Annotated in this window: 17 protein-coding genes; 1 reads left to right on the forward strand and 16 read right to left on the reverse strand. The window is 60.9% G+C overall.

Annotation, left to right across the window (positions count from 1 at the left end):
* Positions 1-5: 5 nt before the first annotated feature.
* The 3 genes from ACWXTG_RS05700 to ACWXTG_RS05710 form a co-directional block, all read right to left on the reverse strand.
* Positions 6-1,223 carry an ammonium transporter gene (locus ACWXTG_RS05700; RefSeq protein WP_480221018.1) on the reverse strand — a complete coding sequence of 406 codons (1,218 nt, stop codon included), beginning with the start codon at positions 1,221-1,223 and terminating at the stop codon, positions 6-8.
* Between the two features lie 210 nt (positions 1,224-1,433).
* Positions 1,434-2,381, reverse strand: coding sequence for a TIGR03915 family putative DNA repair protein (locus ACWXTG_RS05705; RefSeq protein WP_480221019.1), 948 nt, complete (start codon positions 2,379-2,381; stop codon positions 1,434-1,436).
* A 17-nt stretch (positions 2,382-2,398) separates the two neighbouring features.
* Positions 2,399-3,634, reverse strand: a complete 1,236-nt coding sequence (locus ACWXTG_RS05710) for a putative DNA modification/repair radical SAM protein (protein ID WP_480221020.1) — start codon at positions 3,632-3,634, stop codon at positions 2,399-2,401.
* 150 nt (positions 3,635-3,784) lie between these two features.
* On the opposite strand from ACWXTG_RS05710, the gene ACWXTG_RS05715 reads away from it, so the two are divergent.
* The gene (locus tag ACWXTG_RS05715) at positions 3,785-6,418 is read left to right on the forward strand and encodes a chemotaxis protein CheW (protein ID WP_480221021.1); all 2,634 of its coding nucleotides are present in this window, start codon (positions 3,785-3,787) and stop codon (positions 6,416-6,418) included.
* 125 nt (positions 6,419-6,543) lie between these two features.
* Here the strand turns inward: ACWXTG_RS05715 and ACWXTG_RS05720 are convergent, their stop codons facing one another.
* The 13 genes from ACWXTG_RS05720 to urtC all read right to left on the reverse strand — a co-directional run bounded on the left by ACWXTG_RS05720 (position 6,544) and on the right by urtC (position 20,089).
* Complete coding sequence (locus ACWXTG_RS05720; RefSeq protein WP_480221022.1) at positions 6,544-7,479, reverse strand: response regulator; 936 nt, start codon at positions 7,477-7,479, stop codon at positions 6,544-6,546.
* Positions 7,466-10,912, reverse strand: coding sequence for a hybrid sensor histidine kinase/response regulator (locus tag ACWXTG_RS05725; RefSeq protein ID WP_480221215.1), 3,447 nt, complete (start codon positions 10,910-10,912; stop codon positions 7,466-7,468). The genes ACWXTG_RS05720 and ACWXTG_RS05725 overlap by 14 nt, the downstream gene beginning before the upstream one ends.
* A gap of 125 nt (positions 10,913-11,037) precedes the next feature.
* A complete protein-coding gene (locus tag ACWXTG_RS05730; protein WP_480221023.1) occupies positions 11,038-11,604 on the reverse strand; it encodes a HupE/UreJ family protein in 567 nt (188 codons plus the stop codon).
* A 24-nt stretch (positions 11,605-11,628) separates the two neighbouring features.
* Positions 11,629-12,240: an urease accessory protein UreG gene (gene ureG, locus ACWXTG_RS05735; protein WP_480221024.1), complete on the reverse strand. Its 612-nt coding sequence runs from the start codon at positions 12,238-12,240 to the stop codon at positions 11,629-11,631.
* A gap of 326 nt (positions 12,241-12,566) precedes the next feature.
* Entirely contained in the window at positions 12,567-13,250 is a 684-nt protein-coding gene (locus ACWXTG_RS05740) for an urease accessory protein UreF (protein ID WP_480221025.1), read from the reverse strand.
* Entirely contained in the window at positions 13,243-13,734 is a 492-nt protein-coding gene (gene ureE / locus ACWXTG_RS05745; protein WP_480221026.1) for an urease accessory protein UreE, read from the reverse strand. Before ureE ends, ACWXTG_RS05740 begins: the two co-directional genes overlap by 8 nt.
* Before the next feature lie 148 nt (positions 13,735-13,882).
* Entirely contained in the window at positions 13,883-15,586 is a 1,704-nt protein-coding gene (ureC, locus tag ACWXTG_RS05750) for an urease subunit alpha (protein WP_480221027.1), read from the reverse strand.
* Positions 15,583-15,891, reverse strand: coding sequence for an urease subunit beta (locus tag ACWXTG_RS05755; protein WP_480221028.1), 309 nt, complete (start codon positions 15,889-15,891; stop codon positions 15,583-15,585). The genes ureC and ACWXTG_RS05755 overlap by 4 nt, the downstream gene beginning before the upstream one ends.
* Positions 15,892-16,047: 156 nt before the next feature.
* Complete coding sequence (gene ureA, locus ACWXTG_RS05760) at positions 16,048-16,350, reverse strand: urease subunit gamma (RefSeq protein WP_309565599.1); 303 nt, start codon at positions 16,348-16,350, stop codon at positions 16,048-16,050.
* A gap of 35 nt (positions 16,351-16,385) precedes the next feature.
* The gene (locus ACWXTG_RS05765) at positions 16,386-17,243 is read right to left on the reverse strand and encodes an urease accessory protein UreD (RefSeq protein WP_480221029.1); all 858 of its coding nucleotides are present in this window, start codon (positions 17,241-17,243) and stop codon (positions 16,386-16,388) included.
* A 179-nt stretch (positions 17,244-17,422) separates the two neighbouring features.
* Positions 17,423-18,112 carry an urea ABC transporter ATP-binding subunit UrtE gene (gene urtE, locus ACWXTG_RS05770; RefSeq protein ID WP_230347545.1) on the reverse strand — a complete coding sequence of 230 codons (690 nt, stop codon included), beginning with the start codon at positions 18,110-18,112 and terminating at the stop codon, positions 17,423-17,425.
* 67 nt (positions 18,113-18,179) lie between these two features.
* A complete protein-coding gene (urtD, locus tag ACWXTG_RS05775; protein ID WP_309565602.1) occupies positions 18,180-18,923 on the reverse strand; it encodes an urea ABC transporter ATP-binding protein UrtD in 744 nt (247 codons plus the stop codon).
* Positions 18,920-20,089: an urea ABC transporter permease subunit UrtC gene (urtC, locus tag ACWXTG_RS05780; RefSeq protein ID WP_480221030.1), complete on the reverse strand. Its 1,170-nt coding sequence runs from the start codon at positions 20,087-20,089 to the stop codon at positions 18,920-18,922. Before urtC ends, urtD begins: the two co-directional genes overlap by 4 nt.
* Positions 20,090-20,095 lie beyond the last annotated feature (6 nt).

The raw sequence follows: 20,095 nt of genomic DNA on the forward strand, positions 1-20,095 counted from the left end.
TCGACTCAGAGCCGGTTGAGCTGCTGGACATGTTCGCGCTGGTAGGCGGCATCGCGGTTGAACTCGGGATAGCCCACCTCGCCGTGCTCAGTGATGTCCAGCCCGCGCTGTTCGTGCATGGTGCTGACGCGCAAGCCTATGGTGCGGGCCAGCACCCCGTACATCAGCAACGCACAAGGGAAAACCCAGACAAAAGCCACGGCCACCCCGATCAGCTGCACGATGACCTGGTTGAGGTCGAACATATTGCCCTTGAGGAACAAGCCGGCCGCAATCGTGCCCCATACGCCGCTGAAGCCATGCACGGCCACCGCGCCCACCACGTCATCCAGTCTTAATTTTTCCAGCGCCCATACCCCGAACATCGTGACGATCCCGCCCACGAAACCGGTCAGTACCGCATACGGCACATCCATGCTGGCGCAACCTGCGGTAATCGCCACCAGCCCGCCCAGGCTGCCGTTGACCACGTAGGCCATCAGTACCGGCTGGCGCATGGCCAGCGCAGTCAGCAATGCGCCCACCGCCCCTGCGGCGCCGGCCATATGCGTATTCAAGAGAATCGGGCCGATCTCGCTGCCTGCCGCCAGCGTGCTGCCGCCGTTGAAGCCGAACCAGCCGAACCAGAGCAGGAAGCCGCCCATCGCCACCAGGCTGAGGTTATGCCCCGGGATCATGTGCACCTCGCCCTTGCTGCCGAAACGCCCCAGCCTGGGGCCAAGCACCATGATGCCCGCCAACGCGCACCATGCCCCGACCGAATGCACCACTGTGGAGCCGGCAAAATCGATGAAGCCCATCTGCCTGAGCCAGCCATGCTCATTCCAGGCCCAGCTGCCGAACACCGGGTAGATCAAGGCCATGATGCCGCAAGCCCCCAGCAGGTAGGCGACGAAACTCGTGCGCTCGGCCATGGCGCCGCTCACGATGGTCGCTGCCGTCGCCGCGAACATCAACTGGAAAAACAGCATGCTGGCGTTCCAGTCGTCGCCGTAGGCCAAGGCGAAATGATCGGTGCCGATCCAGCCGCTGGAGTTGCCGCCGAACATCAGGCCGTATCCCACCAGCCAGAACAACAACGCCCCGACCGCCAGATCCATGTAGTTCTTCATCATCACATTCACAGCGTTCTTGGCGCGCGCCATGCCGCTCTCCAGCATGGCGAACCCCGCCTGCATCATGAACACCAGCGCGCCGGAAATCGCCACCCACACGCTATCCATGGCCTGCGCCTGGGATGAGCCATCGCCTGCGGATACTGCTGGGAGACCAAGAAAGTAAAGGCAGAAAAAAGCGGATAGCGGGAACAGGAATATTTGCATGGCGGCTTCTTATGGTTGTTCGCGGTTTGCGGGTTACCCGAGCAAAAGCACGAAAAATGCCAGCCACGACATTTGCTGCTTTACCGGCTCTCTATCGCATGCTGAATGCCGTTATTCGTTTCCGCTAGCGATATCCGGACGCCGCGGCTTTCGCCGATAGCCGACGACCTTGCGCCTGGGCGGCTCGGGCGCCCTTTCCAGCATCGCCTGCGTGCGCGTTCCAGCGCCTGCGATCAATGACGCGATCAGCTCAGCCTCGGGCAGGTTGTGCCAATATTTTTTCGGCATTTCCTTTTGCATGGCCTTGAGCTTGAGGCGCGCGGGGTTGAATATATACCGGTAGTAGCTCAGCCACAGCACTTCGCCGGCATCCTCCGCTGGCAGCGCCTCTGGCTTGCCTCCGGGCAGGAAATGCAGCGTGTCGCCGTCCCAGCGCATGCCCATGCGCGGGCTCATGATGGTCCAGTCCATCGCGGCGAAACGCCCGATGAAGAAAGGCGCGATCGCCGCCATGATGTGGTGCTCCGGCTCGAACCAGGCCAGATAGCGCGGCCGGCCCTCCACCATGGCCTCGCGGAACCGGACGAACGCCGTCATTTTGTGCATGTCGCGCCGCACCGCCTTGACCATGGCGTTGAGGCGGGCAATATCAGGATCCCCTGCCAGCCTCATCAGGCCACGCTCCCGCTGCAAGCGCCATAGCGCCCGGTAAAGCAAGCCAAAGCGTTCCGGCGCCCGGTGCAGGATCACCGGGCGCACCAGCTCGACGAATTGGCGCGGCACCATCAGGCGCACGCTGTCGCCAGACGGCTGCTGCCCGTCTGGCATGGCTGACGGCACAATATCGGCTTTTCCCTGAGCGGCAACGCAAAATTGATCGCCAGCCGGGTTCGCTGCATCATCCGCCATCGCCAGAAAATCTTCCTGAACCACATCATCTGCGGCCGGCCTCACGTACCAGTCCACATCCTGCGGCGCGACGCCTTGGGAGACCAGCCGCCGCGCCGCGGCGCGCCAGCCTTCGATATCGGTTTCATCCTGGAGATAAACGTTGTGCATATGACGCCGGCAGTGCTTTACATGAACAATCCCAGCTGCTGCGGGGCTGTACGCGTGTCCTTGAGCCGCGTCGACAGGCTGGCGGCATCCAGCGTCGCGCCGGGATGATGGTCCGGCAACTGGATAAACGGCAGCATGCGGTTGATCGGGGCATGCATGCGCACCAGGTCGTCCAGCCGCACCGCGCGCACGCGGCGGGCTGCCAGGATGCGCTGCACGTTGCGCACCCCCAGGCCCGGCACGCGCAGCAGCGTGGACTTGGGCGCGCGGTTGAGGTCGACGGGAAACATGGCGCGGTTCCGCAGCGCCCATGCCGTCTTGGGGTCCATGTCCAGCGCCAGCATGCCTTGTTCGCCGGTGATGATTTCATTCGGCTCGAACCCATAGAAGCGCATCAGCCAGTCCGCCTGGTACAGCCTGTGCTCCCGCGCCAGCGGCGGCGACTGCAACGGCAATGCCGGGCTCGCATCGGGGATGGGGCTGAACGCGGAATAGTAGACGCGCCGCAAGCGGTAGCGCCCATACAGCTCGGCGCTGGCGCTGAGTATCGTCCTGTCGTCCGTGGCATCCGCCCCGACGATCATTTGCGTGCTTTGTCCGCCCGGGGAGAATTTCGGCGGGCGCTTGCCGCTGGCGGTCTTGTCCTTCCCGGCGTCAATGCGTTCGCGCAGCCGCGCCATCGACATGCGGATGGCCGCGCCGTCCTTTTCCGGCGCCAGCGCGGACAGGCTTGCCGCCGTCGGCAGCTCGATATTGATGCTCAGCCGGTCCGCATAGCGCCCTGCGCTCGCCAGCAATTCCGGGGCGGCATCCGGGATGGTTTTCAGGTGGATGTATCCGCGGAAACCATGCTCCTCGCGCAGGATGCGCGCCACCTCGACCACCTGCTCCATGGTGTAGTCCGGGCTCTGGATGATGCCCGAGCTCAGGAACAGGCCCTCGATGTAGTTGCGGCGGTAAAACGCCAGCGTCAGCTGCACCACTTCGTCTATGCTGAAGCGCGCCCGCTGCACATTGCTGCTTACCCGGTTGACGCAGTAGACGCAGTCGTACAGGCAAAAATTGGTGAGCAATATCTTCAACAGGGAAATGCAGCGGCCGTCTGGCGCGTAGCTGTGGCAAATCCCCGTGCCCGTGGTCGAGCCTATGCCCTTGCCGTCCCGCGAGTCGCGCCGCTCGGTGCCGCTGGAGGCGCACGAGGCGTCGTATTTGGCGGCATCGGCCAGGATTTCGAGTTTCTGTTTCACCTGCATCGGCATATTGTACGTTCGTACAATACATTTGCCTACTCCCTGGCTAAGCGCACTTTCAGCTTCGGGAGAAATCAAGGGCCAATCCGGGCCGTAACAGCGGGCATGATAATTGCTGATCTGGAAACAGGCATCACTACAAGAAAGCAAAGCATGACCACCGCAAACCACAATATCCCTGCCATGACGCAAAGCATGAGCAGCCTCAACCGCTATCGCGAATCGTTGCAGCAGTTGCAGAGCACATGGGACAATCTCTCCCTGCTCAGCCAGCTTTCCGGCACGGGCACTGACATGAGCGAGACGCGCCAGGCCTTCGGCAAGGTCACGACCGACGTGCTGGACAGCCTGGCCAGGGAAACCCTGAACAAGACCATCACAGCGATCACGGCGAAGGCCCAGGTGGCGGTGGATATCGTGGTGCGCAACCTGTTCGAGCGCACGGCGGATATCGGCTTTCTTTCCACCGACGACAATCTCAGCAACTTCCTCGACAAGCACCTCGCGGGCAGCGCCGACGAGGATGACTACATGCTGCTGCGCGAACGCTTCAGCGAGTATGTCCAGAAGTACTCGGTGTACTTCAATGTGATCCTGCTTGATGCAGGAGGCAACATTTTGGTGCAACTGGATGAGGACAACCCGGCCAGGCAATCGCACGACCCCTTGATCAAGGAAGCCCTGCATTCCGACGAACCCTATATCGAGGTATTCCGTCACAGCGACTTATCGCCCGGGCAGGATGCCAGCCTGATCTATGCCCGCAGGGTATGCCACGACGACAGCGACGACGCGCTGGGCGTGCTCTGCCTCTGCTTCAAGTTTGAAAATGAAATGGACGGCATCTTCAAGGACCTGATCCGCAAGAACGAATGGTGCGTGGGCTTACTGCTGGACGAGAATGACCGGGTCGTCGCCAGCAGCGACCACTACCAGATCCCGCTGGGCGCGCCGTTGGAGCATGCCCAGGGCCAGGACTGGATACTCACGCGCTTCGCCGGCAGGCTCTATCTTGCCGTCACGCGTGAAACCAAAGGCTACCAGGGCTATATGGGCCCGGGCTGGCGCGGCCATGTGATGATCCCGCTCGAGCATGCTTTCGAGGACAATGTCGCCAACATCATCGCCGGCATCGACAGCAAGCTGCTGAAGAAAGTCATGCGCAGCCCGCTATTATTCTCGGCGACATTACTGGGCATTCCCAAACAGGCCGCCACCATCCAGAGCAAGCTCAACCAGTCGGTATGGAACGGCAATATCTGGCAAAAGCGCGATGCAAGCCACAACGCGCAACAGAACAACTTCTCCAAGATGCTGTTGTGGGAAATCAGCAATACCGGCTTCAAGACGCAGAACGTGGTGGAAAAGACGGTGGCCGACCTCTACCAGACCGTGGTGGCCGTCATGCTGGAAAACTCGCGCTTTTTCGCCTCGCTGGCGGTGGATATCATGGACCGCAACCTGTACGAGCGCGCCAACGACTGCCGCTGGTGGGCATTGACCGCGACGTTCCAGCGCCTGCTGTCCCAGCCGGAACTCAGCATGCAGGAGAAAAATGCAATCACCAAGGTGCTGGTCTACATCAACAAGGCCTACACGGTGTACTCCAACCTGGTCGTCTTCGACCGCCACGGCTGTATCGTGGCGGCCTCCAACCCGGCCTACCAGCGGCAGGTGGGCGAAACCATCACCGCCGACTGGGTCAAGGCAGCATTGCAATTGCGCCATTCGCAAGACTACGTCGTGTCCGATTTCGAGCCCAGCCCGCTCTATGGCAACCAACCCACCTACATCTATGCCGCCGCCATCCGCCACCAGGAGCAGACCGTGGGCGGCATCGGCATCGTGTTCGACAGCACGCCGCAGTTTTCCGCCATGCTCGCGGACGCCCTGCCCCGCGGCGCTGACAACAATGCCGTCAAAGGCAGCTTCACGCTCTACGTCGATGAGAAACTGCGCGTGATCTCATCCACCTCGCGCGATTTTGCCGTCGGCAGCCACTTCTCCGTGCATCCGGAGCTGTGCAAGCTGACGCCGGGAAGCACCGGCTTCGATATCGCGCTCTACAACGGCAACTACTATGCCGTGGGCGCGCGCGCATCGGCCGGGTACCGTGAATACAAAGGCGATGGCGACAGCTACAAGAACCACGTGACCGCGCTGATCTTCATCCCGCTGGGCAAGGCTGCGGACATCAATGCCATGATAGATTCGGAAAACCTGCTGCAGCATAACCAGTTCAAGCCGGCGAGCAACCAGGCCGCCGCCGCGGATGCCGAGGAATACGCCACCTTCTACATCGGCAAGCACTGGCTCGGCCTGCCCGCCTCGCACATTGTCGAAGCGGTACAGGCCAACAACATCAAGCCGTTGCCCGACACCTCGTCGGTACTGGAAGGCATGCTCAAGCATGAGGACAACGTCGTGCCGGTGCTCAACCTCGCCCGTCTGACCGGCATAGACTTCCAGCCGCCCGAGCAGGACAAGCAGATCGTCATTGTCCAGGCCGGCCCCAAGCTGCCCAAGTTCGGCCTGCTGGTGAGCGCGCTGGGAGAAATCCCCGCCATCGCCCCCAACGCGATCGAGCCGCTGTCGGCCTTTTTCGCGACCATCAACATCCCGGCCGAAGGCATTGCCAAGGTGATGACGGAAAAAGGCGAGAACCTGCTGATCCTGCTATCGGCCGTCAACCTGATCACGCGCATCAGCGAAGCGGCGCAGCAGGTGAATTCGCATGCCGCCGCATCCAATGCGGAGACAGGGGATATGCTGGAACAGGCGGCCTAAGCGCTGCCACAAAATCCTGCTGGCGTTGTTGCCCTGCCTGGCCGTACTGCTTGTACTGCCTGCGGTAGGGCGCCTAGCCAGCATCGCTTCGCTGAATTTTGTTAGCCGCTCTCCAAGTCTGGCCGTCAGCCCGCCTTGAGGTTGCGCATCTTGCTGGTGGCGAGTGCTGCGGCCGCGGTGCGGGTTTCAACGCCCAGCTTGGCGAAGACGTGCTCCATGTGCTTGTTGACGGTGCGCGGGCTGGTGCCGAGGATGTCGCCGATGTCGCGGTTGGTCTTGCCCTTGATTGCCCAGTAGAGCACCTCGGATTCGCGCTGGGTCAGGCCGAAGGTTTGCATCAGGGCTTCGATCTGGGCGGCGTCGGACTCTTCCCTGAGGATGATGACCCATTGCTCCTCGGTATTGAGGTCGGCCAGGGAGAAGATCAGGCGGCCGCTGCCTTGCACCACGGTCAGCGGGTTGGCTTCGGCGCCGCTGGCTTTCAGGCTGACTAGCCATTTGAGCAAGGGCTGCGGCGTGTGCGTTTCGGCATCGGCCTCGCTGGTGCTGAAATACCGTTGCATCCAGTCCCGCGCCAGGGGTGTCTGCCAGACGATGCGGCCGCTCGCGGGCAATACGGCGATGGCCGCCTGTCCGAAGGCATCGAGGGCGCCGCGCGCCTGATGCATCTGGCGCGACGCCTGCAAGTGGGTGCTGATGCGCGCCAGGACTTCGGCAGTGCGGATGGGCTTGGTGACGTAATCGGTGCCGCCGGCGGCGAAGCCTGCCACCACGTGCTCGGACTCGGTGAGCCCAGTCATGAAGATCACCGGAATATGGCGGGTGTTGAGGTTGGCCTTGAGTCTGGCGCAGACCTCGAAACCATCCAGCCCCGGCATAATCGCATCCAGCAAGATGATGTCGGGGCGCGCCTCTTCCGCGCGCCTGAGCGCGGTCTCGCCGTTGTTGGCCACCAGCACCATGTAGCCGGATTCGTCCAGCGCATCGTGCAGCACGGCCAGGTTATCCGGCACGTCGTCCACGATCAGCACGACCGCGGTGTCTTTTCTAGCCTCCATCATTCACTTCTTCCAACATTTTCTGCATTGCTTCAAGTTCGAACTGCTGCGACAGCTGGCGCATCGCCGCAACAAAAGTCCCATACCGGTCGTCCTGGCCGATCTCGTCCAGCTTACGCGTGATGCCCCGCACGTAGCCCACCTTGATCAAGGCCATCAATTCGTCCCGCTGCTCCCTGGACGGCGCTTCCACCGCATTATTAGCCCCGGAAGCGACGGCAATGCCCGCATCGGCAACCGCGTCGCCCACCTCGGTCACCCATTCCAGCTTGAGCTGCTCGCCGATCCAGCGCAGCAGCTCCATCACGTTCACCGGCTTGACGATGAAATCCGAAGCCGGGATGCCTGCTGTGTTTTCCAGGCCCTTGTCGAACGCATTGGCCGACACAATCGCGATCGGCACGTCGGACTGGTGCACCTTGCGTATCATGTAGCTCGCCTCCCAGCCGTCCATGTCCGGCATGGCAAGGTCCATAAGGATGACGTTGGGCTTGAACTCGGTGTAGACCTGCAAGCACTCCCGCCCGCTCGCCGCCTCCGCCACCTCGAAGCCCAGGGGCTGCAGGATATTCTTGAGCAGCTCCCTGTCCACCTGCTCGTTGTCCACCACCAATATGCGCCGGCGCGGGCCTTTGTAGGCCAGCGGCATGGGCATGGAGGCGTTCTCGATCTCTTCAGCCACCCGCACCTGCGATAGGAATAGGCGGATATTGAACTGGCTGCCCTGCCCCGGCGTGCTGCGCACCGTGAGCTGGCCGCCCATGAGCTCGGTCAGCATCTTGCTGATGGTGAGGCCGAGGCCGGTGCCGCCGATATTGCTGTTGGCGGCGGCCGAACCGCGCGCAAACGGCTCGAACACTTTCTCGATCTCCTCGGGCGCAATGCCCGGGCCGGTATCCTCGATGCTGATATTGAGCATTTCGCGCGCATAGCGCAGCTTGAACGAAACGCCGCCCTGGCGCGTGAACTTCACGGCGTTGCCGAGGATGTTGATGAGGATCTGGCTCAGGCGCTTCTGGTCGATGCGCACCACCTTGGGCAAATCGCCATGCAGTTCGTAATGGAAGCCGATGCCCTTGTTGTGCGCCTGTAGCTCGAACATGCTCACGAGCTGCTGGATGAATTCGGGGAAACGCACCAGGCGCAGGTCGAACGTTAGCTTGCCGCTCTCGATGCGCGCGATGTCCAGCGTGCCCTCGATCAGGGACAGCAAATGCTCGCCGCTGCGGCGGATCACGCGGATCGACTGGTGGCGGCTCTCCGGGATGCTGGGGTCGTTGTCCAGCAGCTGGGCATAGCCGAGGATACTATTGAGCGGCGTGCGCAACTCATGGCTGATGCCCGTGATGTAGCGGCTCTTGGCCTGGTTGGCCTGTTCCGCGACCTGGCGCGCGCGCTGCAGTTCGGCGTCAGTCTGCCGATGCAGGGTAATCTCGCGCTGCAGCAAATTGGTCTGGCGGTTGGACTCCTCCTGCGCCACGCGCCGGCTCTCCGAGGTCAGCACGATCCACCAGACAATGATGCCGCTCGCGAACGCAAGCGCGGCGAAGACCTTGAAGTAGCCCAGCCTGAGCTCGGGCAGCAGGACTTCCTTCTCGCCCGTGAAGGTGAGCGATTCATGGAAATAGATCAGTCCGAACAAGGCGCTGAGGAACGCCAGCGTCACCGCCATCAGCAGCAGGTAATGCCCCAGGCCGCTCTGCATCACCTCGACCCAGCTCTCCGGCAGCACCCGCCGCATCACGCGCTGCCATTGGTACTCGATGCGGCCGTGCGGCTTGCAGATATCGTTGCAGCGCGCGTCCAGCGAGCAGCATAGCGAGCAGATCGCGCCCTGGTAGGCCGGGCAATGCGCCATGTCGTCGACCTCGTACTGCTTCTCGCAGATGCTGCAGCGCTGCACGCCGCTCACCGGCTGGTAGCTCACCGGCCGGCGCGCGATGTAGTACCTGCCCTTGGTCAGCCAGGCGATCAACGGGGAAACCACCAGCGCGGTGCCGAGCGCGATCAAGGCCGAGAACGCTTCCGCCTCGACGCCGAATACGCCGAAGAACGCGGCCACCGACAGCAGCGAGGCGATCACCATCGCCCCGACGCCGACCGGGTTGATGTCGTAAAGGTAGGCGCGGCGGAACTCGATGCCCTTGGGGCTCAGGCCCAGCGGCTTGTTGATGACGAGGTCGGCCACCACCGCCGTGATCCAGGAAATGGCGATATTGGAATACAGGCCCAGCACCTGCTCCAGCGCCTGGAACACGTCCATTTCCATAAGGATGATCGCGATCATGGCGTTGAACACCACCCACACCACGCGACCCGGGTGGCTGTGCGTGAGGCGAGCGAAGAAATTCGACCACGCGAGAGAACCGGCATAGGCATTGGTCATGTTGACCTTTATCTGCGAGATCACCACGAAGAACACCGTCACCGCCAGCACGACTTCGGGGTTCGAGAACACCTGGCTGAAGCCGGCCATGTACATCTGGTTGGGATTGACCGCCTGCTCGAAAGACCTGGCGCCTTCCACCGCCAAGTAGGCCAGCAAGGCGCCGCCCAGCATCTTGAGCATGCCGAGCGATATCCAGCCCGGCCCCGCCACCAACACGCCCAGGTGCCAGCGGAAGCGGTTCTTGCGCGTCTTTTCCGGCATGAAGCGCAAGAAATCCACCTGCTCGCCGATCTGCGGGATCAAGGCCATACCGACCGCCATCGCCGTGCCGAACATCAACAGGTTGAAGTCGCTGTCGTAGCCAGACTTGCCCGCGAACTCGCCCAGGCGGCCGAGCACGCCGGGGTCCTTGTAGATGATGAACACGTAAGGCAATGCGAGCAGGAACAGCCAGACCGGCTGGGTGATCATCTGGATGCGGCTGACCAGGGTGACGCCGTGGGTCACCAGCGGCACGATCACCAGCGCGCTCACCAGGTAGCCGATGTAGAGCGGCAGGTCGAAATACAGCTCCAGCGCATAGGCCATGATGGCCGCCTCGAGCGCGAACAGGATGAAAGTGAACGAGGCGTAGACGAACGAGGAGATGGTGGAGCCGATGTAGCCGAAGCCCGCGCCGCGCGTGAGCAGGTCCATGTCCAGACCGAACTTGGCCGCGTAATAGCTGATCGGCAGCCCGGTCATGAAGATCACCAGCCCGATGGCCAGAATGGCCCAGAAAGCGTTGGTGAAGCCGTAATTGACGGCCAGCGTGCCGCCGATCGCCTCCAATACCAGGAAGGAAATCGCGCCGAACGCGGTATTGGCGACGCGGAAGATCGACCACTTGCGGAAGGAGCGCGGCGTGAATCTGAGCGCATAATCCTCCAGCGTCTCGTTGACCACCCAGGTGTTGTAGTCGCGGCGCACCTTGACGATGCGCTGCGTGGGTTCCATCACCTCGCCAACGCCCCCGCTTGCCCCCGCCTGATAGTCAATCGCCGTCATGCAGCCGTGTTGTTCTCCGTTAATGCCTGCCATCAATGCAGCAAGTTTCAAGCCAGTCAGGCACTAGAAAACCATATTCCCTCTATTGTCCGGCTAATCAACCGGGCATACGTCCATGGCGATAATCAGCTTGCCAACAACCATGCGCCTAGCACCATCATGGTGCATCCAAAAATTGAATGCACCAAACCAGGAAGCCGCAAGCGGCGGCTGGACAATGCCAGGCCGAGCATATGCAGCAGCGCGGTTGCGGCCAGCATGCCGAACATCACCGCCAAGCTTTGATCCGCAGCCAGCTCGCTGCCATGGGCAATGCCATGGAACAGGGCGAACAAGGCGACCAGCCCGGCTTGCAGCGCCCGTGGTAGGCGCAGGCTGATGACAAGCAATGCCCCCAGCGCCATCACGCTCGCGGCCAGCAGCGTCTCGATCGCGGGCAGGCGGTATCCCGCCATGCCGATAACGGCGCCCAGCGCCATGACGGCAACAAAAGTGACAGGAAGCTGCCAGCGCGCCGCGCCGCCGATCCGTCCGGCCCATAAGCCGACAGCGAGCATGACCAGCAAGTGGTCCAGCCCGGTGAGCGGATGCATGAAGCCGGCCAGCAAGCCTTGGGCTTCGTGCCCGGGATGCGCCAAAGCCAACGGAGAGAATGCCAACAGGCCCAGTGCTGCGAGACGGAGAATTTTCATATGTTTTCCTTATTTTTTGGCTTGCTAGAGCATCAACCCTTGTTTCTCGATAAAACCAACAATCTCTTCCAGGCCCTGCCCGCTCTTGAGGTTGGTGAAGATGAATGGCCGCTCGCCGCGCATCTTGCGCGCATCGCGGTCCATCACCTCAAGCGAGGCGCCCACCAGCGGCGCCAGGTCGATCTTGTTGATCACCAGCAAATCGGACTTGGTGATGCCTGGCCCGCCCTTGCGCGGAATCTTCTCGCCTGCCGCGACGTCGATCACGTAGATCGTCAGGTCGGAAAGCTCCGGACTGAACGTCGCCGCGAGGTTGTCGCCGCCGCTCTCGACAAACACGATGTCCAGCGGATTGAAGCGCTCGCTCAACTGCGCCACCGCCTCAAGGTTCATCGAGGCATCCTCGCGGATCGCCGTGTGCGGGCAGCCGCCCGTCTCCACCCCGATGATGCGCTCCGGCGCCAACGCCTCGTTGCGCGTGAGGAACTCGGCGTCCTCCCGCGTGTAGATGTCGTTGGTCACCACCGCGATGTTGTACACATCGCGCAAGCGCTGGCACAAGGCCAACGTCAGCGCCGTCTTGCCCGACCCAACCGGGCCGCCGATGCCGACGCGTAAAGGTTCCTTAATCTGCATTACTTGATCCAATATTTAAAATCATTCAAAAACAACAAAGCTCGACACGGTAACTATCTACAAGCAAAAGGCTCGCCACCCGCCCAACCCTCCCCGTCTGGCTGCGCCGAGTAGCGCAAGTGACAGATGGACCAGGGCTTGCGTCTGTCTGAGCGCAGCGAGTTCAGCAAGACCCATCCGGCACGAGCAACGCAGGTTGCCCGGAACAACGTTCCGGGTCGCAGACAATTGGGTCGCCTTTCCTTTGGTTACTTTCCTTTGGCGAAGCAAAGGAAAGTGATTCGCCCGTCAGGGGCGAAACCCATCATCTCGCCATGAAACTCGCTTCATGACCTAAACAACCTGCTGTACTGCGTCTCATGCCTACAACCCGCAATGGTCAACGCAGGACAAAAATTACTGATCTCGTGATCCTGCATCCGCATCGCAGCCTCCACCAACAGAGGAATTTTCTCCGCCACTCCCAACAATATCTTCTGCCCCGCCACCTGACCCAACGGCGCCGCCTTCATCGCCGCGCTGGCCTGGTTTTCCAGCCAGGACCAGGCATACGCCTGCAAGGCATCCTGCTCGTCGATGCCCCAAACCTGGCTAATGCCCGCGTACAACACAGGAAAAGAAGCTGTAGGCAAAGCCTCCAGCATCGCCATCCAGCTATCGGGCAAATCATGAAACTCCAGCAACAAGCGCTTGAGCGAATACCCCATCTGCTTGCTCTCGGCCAAGGCCTCTGCGTTGTCGCGCCCAGCCAGGTAAAACGCGTTCCATTCGTTCAATGCCTCAGCGTCGCCACGCTGCCATGCACGGTAAAACCGGCTCAGCAGCGGCAGTTCGAAACCGCCCTGATACACCCGTAATACGTCGCCTATCCAGGCCTGGGCGCTTGCCAGGTCATGCACTTCGCCCGACTCGATGCCCCACTCCAGCCCCTGCGAATAGCTATAAGCCCCAACGGGCAGCATCGGGCTTGCCAGTTGCAGCAAGCGCACCAATGAGCTGGATTTACTCATGCGTCCTCAAGCGCGCCGGCTGGCGGATCGAAGGCGCATCATCGTCATGATGGTGGCGGTGCCCGCCGCCATACGCGCCGGCCTCCGGCTCGAACGGCGCCATCTGCCCTTCCACCTGCACGCCCAGCCCGAGCAGCATCTCCTGCAACACATGGTCCTGCTCCAGACGCAGCCAGCCATCGCCGACCTCAAGCGGCACATGGCGGTTGCCCAGGTGGTAGGCCGCCCGCGCCAATTCGCGCGGCGTCGCTGCCGTCACCCGCAATACCGGCTCATCCGCCGCGACCACCTGCACCACACGCCCGTCCTCGGCCTGCAGCAAATCCCCGCCGCGCAACACCGTGCCACGCTCCAGCAGCAACGCCGCCTCAGTGCCCGAAGCCAGCTCCACACGCAAGCGGCTTTTCTGCCTGCGGTCGAACGGCAGCACTAGCTGGTCGTCAACCCGGCTGGCACTCTCTATTTTCTTGCTGATTCCTAACATTCAAATTCCAGCATCATGTCTTTAAACTCTTAAAATAAGGACTACAAGCGCTCAACAAAGCGATTCTGACTAGGCGCTTTGTCGCAGACAGTACAGCTAGTACGGCAAGGCAAAGCAACAACGTCGGGGTCGCTTTATTGAGTGCGCGTCAAAACAGGAAGTAGCGTTGGGCCAGGGGCAGCACCTCCGCCGGCTCACAGCTCAGCACCATGCCATCGGCACGCACTTCATACGTTTCAGGGTCCACGTCAATCTCGGGCATCCAACCGTTGTGCACCATATCCGACTTTCTGACGCCACGCGTGCCCTTGACCGCCACCAACGGTTTCTTCAGGTTCAATGCCGCAACTTCCGGGTTGCTCAACGCCGCCTGCGAAACAAAAGTCACCGAGGTCTGCAACGCACCGCCATAGGAACCGAACATTGGACGGTAATGCACGGGCTGCGGCGTCGGGATAGAGGCATTGGCGTCGCCCATCACGGCAGCCGCGATCATGCCGCCCTTGAGGATGGTCGAAGGCTTGACGCCGAAGAAAGCCGGTCGCCAGAGCACGAGGTCGGCCAGCTTGCCGACTTCGACCGAACCGACGACATGGGCGATGCCGTGCGTCAATGCAGGGTTGATCGTGTATTTGGCAATGTATCGCTTGATGCGGAAATTGTCGTTGCGCGCGCTGTCTTCAGGCAATGGGCCGCGCTGCACCTTCATCTTATGCGCGGTCTGCCAGGTGCGGATCACCACCTCGCCCACGCGGCCCATGGCCTGCGAGTCGGAAGACATCATGGCGAACGCGCCAAGATCGTGCAGGATATCCTCTGCCGCAATCGTTTCGCGGCGGATGCGGCTCTCGGCGAACGCCACATCCTCGGCAATTGCCGGGTCGAGGTGATGGCAGACCATGAGCATGTCGAGATGCTCGTCTATGGTGTTGATGGTGAAAGGCCGGGTCGGGTTGGTGGACGATGGCAACACATTGGGATGCCCCGCCGCGCGGATGATGTCCGGCGCATGGCCGCCTCCCGCGCCTTCGGTATGGAAGGTATGGATGGTGCGGCCCTTGAACGCACCCAGCGTGGTCTCGACGAAACCGGATTCGTTGAGGGTGTCGGAATGGATCGCCACCTGCACGTCCATTTCCTCGGCAATGCTCAGGCAATTGTCGATCGCGGCCGGCGTCGTGCCCCAGTCCTCATGCAGCTTGAGCCCGACCACGCCCGCCTCGACCTGTTCGCGCAACGGCTGCGGCAGGCTGGCGTTGCCCTTGCCAAGAAAACCCAGGTTCATCGGGAAGGCATCCGCCGATTGCAGCATGCGGTGGATATGCCAGGGGCCGGGGGTACAGGTAGTGGCAAACGTGCCGGTCGCTGGGCCGGTGCCGCCGCCTATCATGGTGGTAACGCCTGACATCAGCGCCTCCTCGATCTGCTGCGGGCAGATGAAATGGATATGGGTGTCGATGCCGCCCGCGGTGACGATCATGCCCTCGCCCGCGATCACCTCGGTGCCCGCGCCGATGGCAATCTCCACGCCGGGCTGGATGTCGGGATTGCCCGCCTTGCCGATGGCGGAAATATAGCCGCCCTTGATGCCGATATCGGCCTTGACGATGCCCCAATGGTCGACGATCAACGCATTGGTAATCACCGTATCCGCCACCTCGCTCGCCACGCCCTGGCCTTGCCCCATGCCGTCGCGGATTACCTTGCCGCCGCCGAACTTCACCTCCTCGCCGTAGATGGTGTAATCCTTCTCCACCTCCAGCCACAGCTCGGTGTCAGCCAGGCGCACGCGGTCGCCCACCGTGGGGCCGAACATTTCGGCATAGGCGCGTTTGTCGATTTTCACACTCATTTCAGCGCTCCCATCACCTTGCCAGCGAATCCATACACTTTGCGATCTCCGGCCAAAGCAACCAATTGCACCGTGCGGCTCTGCCCCGGCTCGAAACGCACCGCCGTGCCTGCGGCAATATCGAGGCGGAAGCCATAGGCCAGTTGCCGCTCAAACGACAGCGCCTCATTGGTCTCGTAAAAATGGTAATGCGAACCCACCTGGACAGGCCGGTCGCCCGTATTCGCCACCTCCAACGTCACCGTCTCGCGCCCGTCGTTGAGCAGGATTTCGCCTGCGTCTATTTTCATTTCACCTGGGATCATGTGTATTGCTCCAGTCGCGCTCATTTACTTTTTTCAATTTCACACTGTCCTGAGTGCTTCACAATCCATTGCTAGCAAGGCGCGCCGACGCAGACAGTACGGATGAGTACGGCAAGGAAGCGCAACGCCGCTAGCGATGGATTGTGAAACACGACCTCAAGGAATCGGTTGGTGGACGGTGACTAGCTTGGTCCCATCCGGAAACGTCGCCTCCACCTGTATCTCCGGAATCATCTCCGGCACGCCCTCCATCACATCCTCGCGCGTCAGCAGCGTCGCGCCGTACCCCATCAATTCAGCCACCGTCTTGCCGTCGCGCGCGCCTTCCATGATGGCGGCGCTGATGAATGCAATCGACTCGGGATAGTTGAGCTTGAGACCGCGCGCCTTGCGCCGCTCCGCCAGCAAGGCCGCGGTAAAGATCAGCAGCTTGTCTTTTTCTCTTGGGCTTAATTCCATAGACAGTTCTTCTTCATCGTTTCAATGTGATGCAGTCAGGTATTCCATATCCGGGGCCTGACGGCAGGGCGCGCAGCATACCACGGCCGCAGCACTTGCCAGAGCCGCTCGAAGTATTCCCGCGCAGCTTCCGAGGAACGGCCAATATAACGCGCCGAAAATATCTCCGGCAAGGCAGTCACGCCGTAATGCGCATCGCCGCGGGCCTCGATCGCCCGGCAGGCTTCGATAATATCCACAGGCACAGCCCCTGCGGCCACCACCAGGCTGCCATTGACCGGCATGCCTTTCAAGCCGATACCGGAACGCATCACCAGGCTTTGCGGCTGGGCAAACAATCGCTCGTTCCAGATCAAGCGCCCTTCACGCCGCACTTGCATCACCTGGCGCAACTCACCCTCGTTCCATTGCTCGCCCCGCGCCTGGCGGCCAAAGCACATGATGTCCCAGCCACAGAACACTGCGTTTTCTGCAAGATCAATCTCGCTGCTGAAGCGCACATCGCTGCCGTCGAACAAGATGTTTTCCTGCGGCAGCCATTCAAGACAGCTATTGGCCGCCAACTGGAACCGTATTTCCTGGCACGCGCTCAATTGGTTGGCCTTGTACCATTTGCCGGCGCCCGGCGTAGTCAACAAGGCTTTAGCTGATGCTCCCAAGGTTGCGACCAATTGCAATTGGTCACCGCCCGCGACGCCGCCCGGCGGATGGATGATGATGCCGTGGCAGACCTCGTCTCCTTCCGGGTAGAGCATTTTCTGCACCACCAGCGGCCCTTGGTGGCGCTTGCCTACCAGCGTCGTCCGCCCTGCCCTGGCTGCAAAATCAAGCCCCAGCAACGCCTGCCAGCGCTTATCCGTCCATGCCGCCGTTTTTGTTTGTGAGTCATCCATCGGCAGCATCCTGCCATAAAAACGCCAGCATCATAAATAATTACAATTGCCCTCCTGGCATGTAAGAACAATCAAGAAGGTCAGTGAAACGGTGCTGGCAAGGCGCGCCGACGCAGACAGTACGTATGAGTACGGCAAGGAGGCGCAACGCCGCCAGCAGACCTTGTTGATTGTTCCACTCAGACCGAGAGGTAGCCCTTGATTTTTGCCGCATCCACCTCGCTGCGCTTGTTCTCATGGATGAAGTTGCCCTTGTCGATGACGATGATGCGGTCCGCGATCTCCATGGTGAAGCTCAGCACCTGCTCGGACACGATGATGGTGATCTCGCGCATCTTGCGGATTTCATTCAGCACCTTGGCAATATCCTTGATGATGGACGGCTGAATGCCTTCGGTCGGCTCATCCAGCAGCAACACCTTGGGGTTGGTCACCAATGCGCGGGCAATCGCCAATTGCTGCTGCTGGCCGCCGGAAAGGTTGCCCCCTTTGCGGTTGCGCATGTCGTAAAGCACCGGGAACAAGGCATAGATGTCCTCGGGAATCTGGCGGGATTTGGACTTCTCTAAGCCGGTCTCGATGTTTTCCTGCACAGTCATGGTCGGGAAAATCATGCGACCCTGCGGTACATAGGCCAGGCCTTTTTGCACGCGCTGGAAAGTTTCACTGCCGTTAATGTCTACGCCGTCCACGCTGGCCTTCTTGCTCTTGCTCGGCAGGATGCCCATCAACGACTTGAACAAGGTGGTCTTGCCCATACCGTTGCGGCCCATGATAGCCAGTGTTTCGTTTTTGGCAGCACTAAAGCTGATGCCGTGGATGACTTCGCTTTGTCCGTAGCTGACTGTCAGGTCTTCAATCTCAATCATTTTCTATCCTTTCATTGTCCGGGCTGGCGGCACTGGCCTAGTCAGCCAGTGCCGCATCTTTCATGCGTTAATGGCCCAGATAGACCTCAATCACTTTTTCGTTGGCCTGCACCTTGTCCATCGCACCTTCGGCAAGAATCTTGCCCTGGTGCAACACGGTCACCTTGTGCGCGATCTTCTTGACGAATTCCATGTCGTGCTCGATCACGATCACGGAGCGGTTCTGGCAGATGCGGTTGAGCAGCTCAGCGGTCTGGTCGCGCTCCTTTGCGCTCATGCCCGCCACAGGCTCATCCAGCATCAACAGCTCCGGCTCCTGCATCAGCAGCATGCCGATTTCCAGCCATTGTTTCTGGCCGTGGCTCAGCAGCGCCGCTTCCATGCCCAGGATGTCTTCCATCATGATTTCCTTGGCGATCTTGTGCACCTGCTCCACCACGGCATCGCTGCGCTTGAAGAACAGGCTGCCGAACACGCCGCGGCCCTTGGGATAGGACACTTCCAGGTTCTGGTACACCGTAAGGTTCTCGTAGATCGACGGCGTCTGGAACTTGCGGCCTACCCCGGCGCGCACGATCTCGTGCTCGGAAAGCTTGGTCAACTCGCGGTTCTTGAACTTGATCGAACCCTCGGTGGATTTGGTCTTGCCACAGATCAGGTCCAGCACCGTGGTCTTGCCCGCGCCGTTGGGCCCGATCACCACGCGCAACTCGTTCTTGTCGATGTACATATTGAGCTTGTCGACTGCCTTGAAACCGTCGAACGACACGGTCAGGTCCTCGACAGCCAGTACGAAATCGGTATTACTCATGCTTTTACCCCCACTTCCTTGGTTTCAATCGGCGCAGCTGGTACAGCTTCAGCCTTTTTGGCCTTGGGCGTTTCTTCCGACAATTTGCGCAGGAAAGGCACCTTCTTCGCATACTTGTCGTAGATACCGGCAAGGCCGTTGGGGAAGAACATCACCACGGCGATGAACAGGCCGCCCATCAGGAACAGCCACAGTTCCGGATAGGTTTCCGAGAACATGGTCTTGCCGAAGTTGACCAGCAAGGTGCCGTACACTGCGCCGATCAGCGACATGCGCCCGCCCACTGCTGCGAAGATCACCATCTCGATCGAAGGCACGATGCCGATGAAGGATGGCGACATGAAGCCGACCTGCAAGGTGAACATCGCGCCGCCGATCGCCGAAATCAGGGCAGACAGGCAGAAGATGAAAATCTTGAAGTTGGACACGTCGTAACCCGAGAAGCGCACGCGCTCTTCCTTGTCGCGCATCGCCAGCAGCAGCATGCCGAACTTGCTGCTGAGGACATAGCGGGAGAGCAGGATGCAGCCGATCAGCAGCGCGGCATTGAGGTAATACAGCACATACTTGGCGTTCTCGGTCCGGATATCCCAGCCCAGCACGGTTTTGAGATCGGTGATTCCGTTCACGCCGCCGGTATAGCCCTGCTGGCCGATGATGAGGATGGACAGGATCAGTGCAATCGCCTGGGTGATGATCGCGAAATACACGCCGCCGACACGGCGCTTGAACATCGCATAACCGATGATGAAGGCGAACAGCGTAGGCACCACCAGGATTGTGATGATAGTCAGCGGCAAGCTCTTGAACGGCTCCCAGAACCATGGCAAGGCCGTGAGCTGGTTCCAGTCCATGAAGTCGGGGATGCCGGGCGTGGACTGGATCGCGGTGCTGACCGGGTCGGATGCTTCGAGCTTGAGGAACATCGCCATCGCGTAGCCGCCTAGGCCGAAGAAGATGCCCTGACCCAGGCTCAGGATGCCGCCGTTACCCCACAGCAGCACCAGGCTGACCGCGACGAAGGCGTACGTCAGGTATTTGCCGACCAATCCAAGGCGGAAGGGGTCCAGGCCCAGCGGCAGCACCACCAGGATGAACGCGGCGAGGATGCCGAGGCCGATGGCCCCCTGCTTTCCGCCTAGTATTTTGCTTAATGTTTCATTCATGTTGTT

This window comes from Methylobacillus sp. DLP286 (assembly GCF_056636515.1).

What these genes read in the sequence shown, in the direction of transcription:
- ACWXTG_RS05710 (WP_480221020.1), bottom strand. Translation starts at nt 3,634, where the DNA reads ATGCAGGTGAAACAGAAACTCGAAATCCTGGCCGATGCCGCCAAATAC.
- ACWXTG_RS05705 (WP_480221019.1), bottom strand. Translation starts at nt 2,381, where the DNA reads ATGCACAACGTTTATCTCCAGGATGAAACCGATATCGAAGGCTGGCGC.
- ureA (WP_309565599.1), bottom strand. Translation starts at nt 16,350, where the DNA reads ATGGAATTAAGCCCAAGAGAAAAAGACAAGCTGCTGATCTTTACCGCG.
- ureC (WP_480221027.1), bottom strand. Translation starts at nt 15,586, where the DNA reads ATGAGTGTGAAAATCGACAAACGCGCCTATGCCGAAATGTTCGGCCCC.
- ACWXTG_RS05700 (WP_480221018.1), bottom strand. Translation starts at nt 1,223, where the DNA reads ATGGATAGCGTGTGGGTGGCGATTTCCGGCGCGCTGGTGTTCATGATG.
- ACWXTG_RS05765 (WP_480221029.1), bottom strand. Translation starts at nt 17,243, where the DNA reads ATGGATGACTCACAAACAAAAACGGCGGCATGGACGGATAAGCGCTGG.
- ACWXTG_RS05725 (WP_480221215.1), bottom strand. Translation starts at nt 10,912, where the DNA reads ATGACGGCGATTGACTATCAGGCGGGGGCAAGCGGGGGCGTTGGCGAG.
- ureG (WP_480221024.1), bottom strand. Translation starts at nt 12,240, where the DNA reads ATGCAGATTAAGGAACCTTTACGCGTCGGCATCGGCGGCCCGGTTGGG.
- ACWXTG_RS05715 (WP_480221021.1), top strand. Translation starts at nt 3,785, where the DNA reads ATGACCACCGCAAACCACAATATCCCTGCCATGACGCAAAGCATGAGC.
- ACWXTG_RS05740 (WP_480221025.1), bottom strand. Translation starts at nt 13,250, where the DNA reads ATGAGTAAATCCAGCTCATTGGTGCGCTTGCTGCAACTGGCAAGCCCG.
- ACWXTG_RS05755 (WP_480221028.1), bottom strand. Translation starts at nt 15,891, where the DNA reads ATGATCCCAGGTGAAATGAAAATAGACGCAGGCGAAATCCTGCTCAAC.
- ureE (WP_480221026.1), bottom strand. Translation starts at nt 13,734, where the DNA reads ATGTTAGGAATCAGCAAGAAAATAGAGAGTGCCAGCCGGGTTGACGAC.
- ACWXTG_RS05730 (WP_480221023.1), bottom strand. Translation starts at nt 11,604, where the DNA reads ATGAAAATTCTCCGTCTCGCAGCACTGGGCCTGTTGGCATTCTCTCCG.
- urtD (WP_309565602.1), bottom strand. Translation starts at nt 18,923, where the DNA reads ATGAGTAATACCGATTTCGTACTGGCTGTCGAGGACCTGACCGTGTCG.
- ACWXTG_RS05720 (WP_480221022.1), bottom strand. Translation starts at nt 7,479, where the DNA reads ATGATGGAGGCTAGAAAAGACACCGCGGTCGTGCTGATCGTGGACGAC.
- urtE (WP_230347545.1), bottom strand. Translation starts at nt 18,112, where the DNA reads ATGATTGAGATTGAAGACCTGACAGTCAGCTACGGACAAAGCGAAGTC.
- urtC (WP_480221030.1), bottom strand. Translation starts at nt 20,089, where the DNA reads ATGAATGAAACATTAAGCAAAATACTAGGCGGAAAGCAGGGGGCCATC.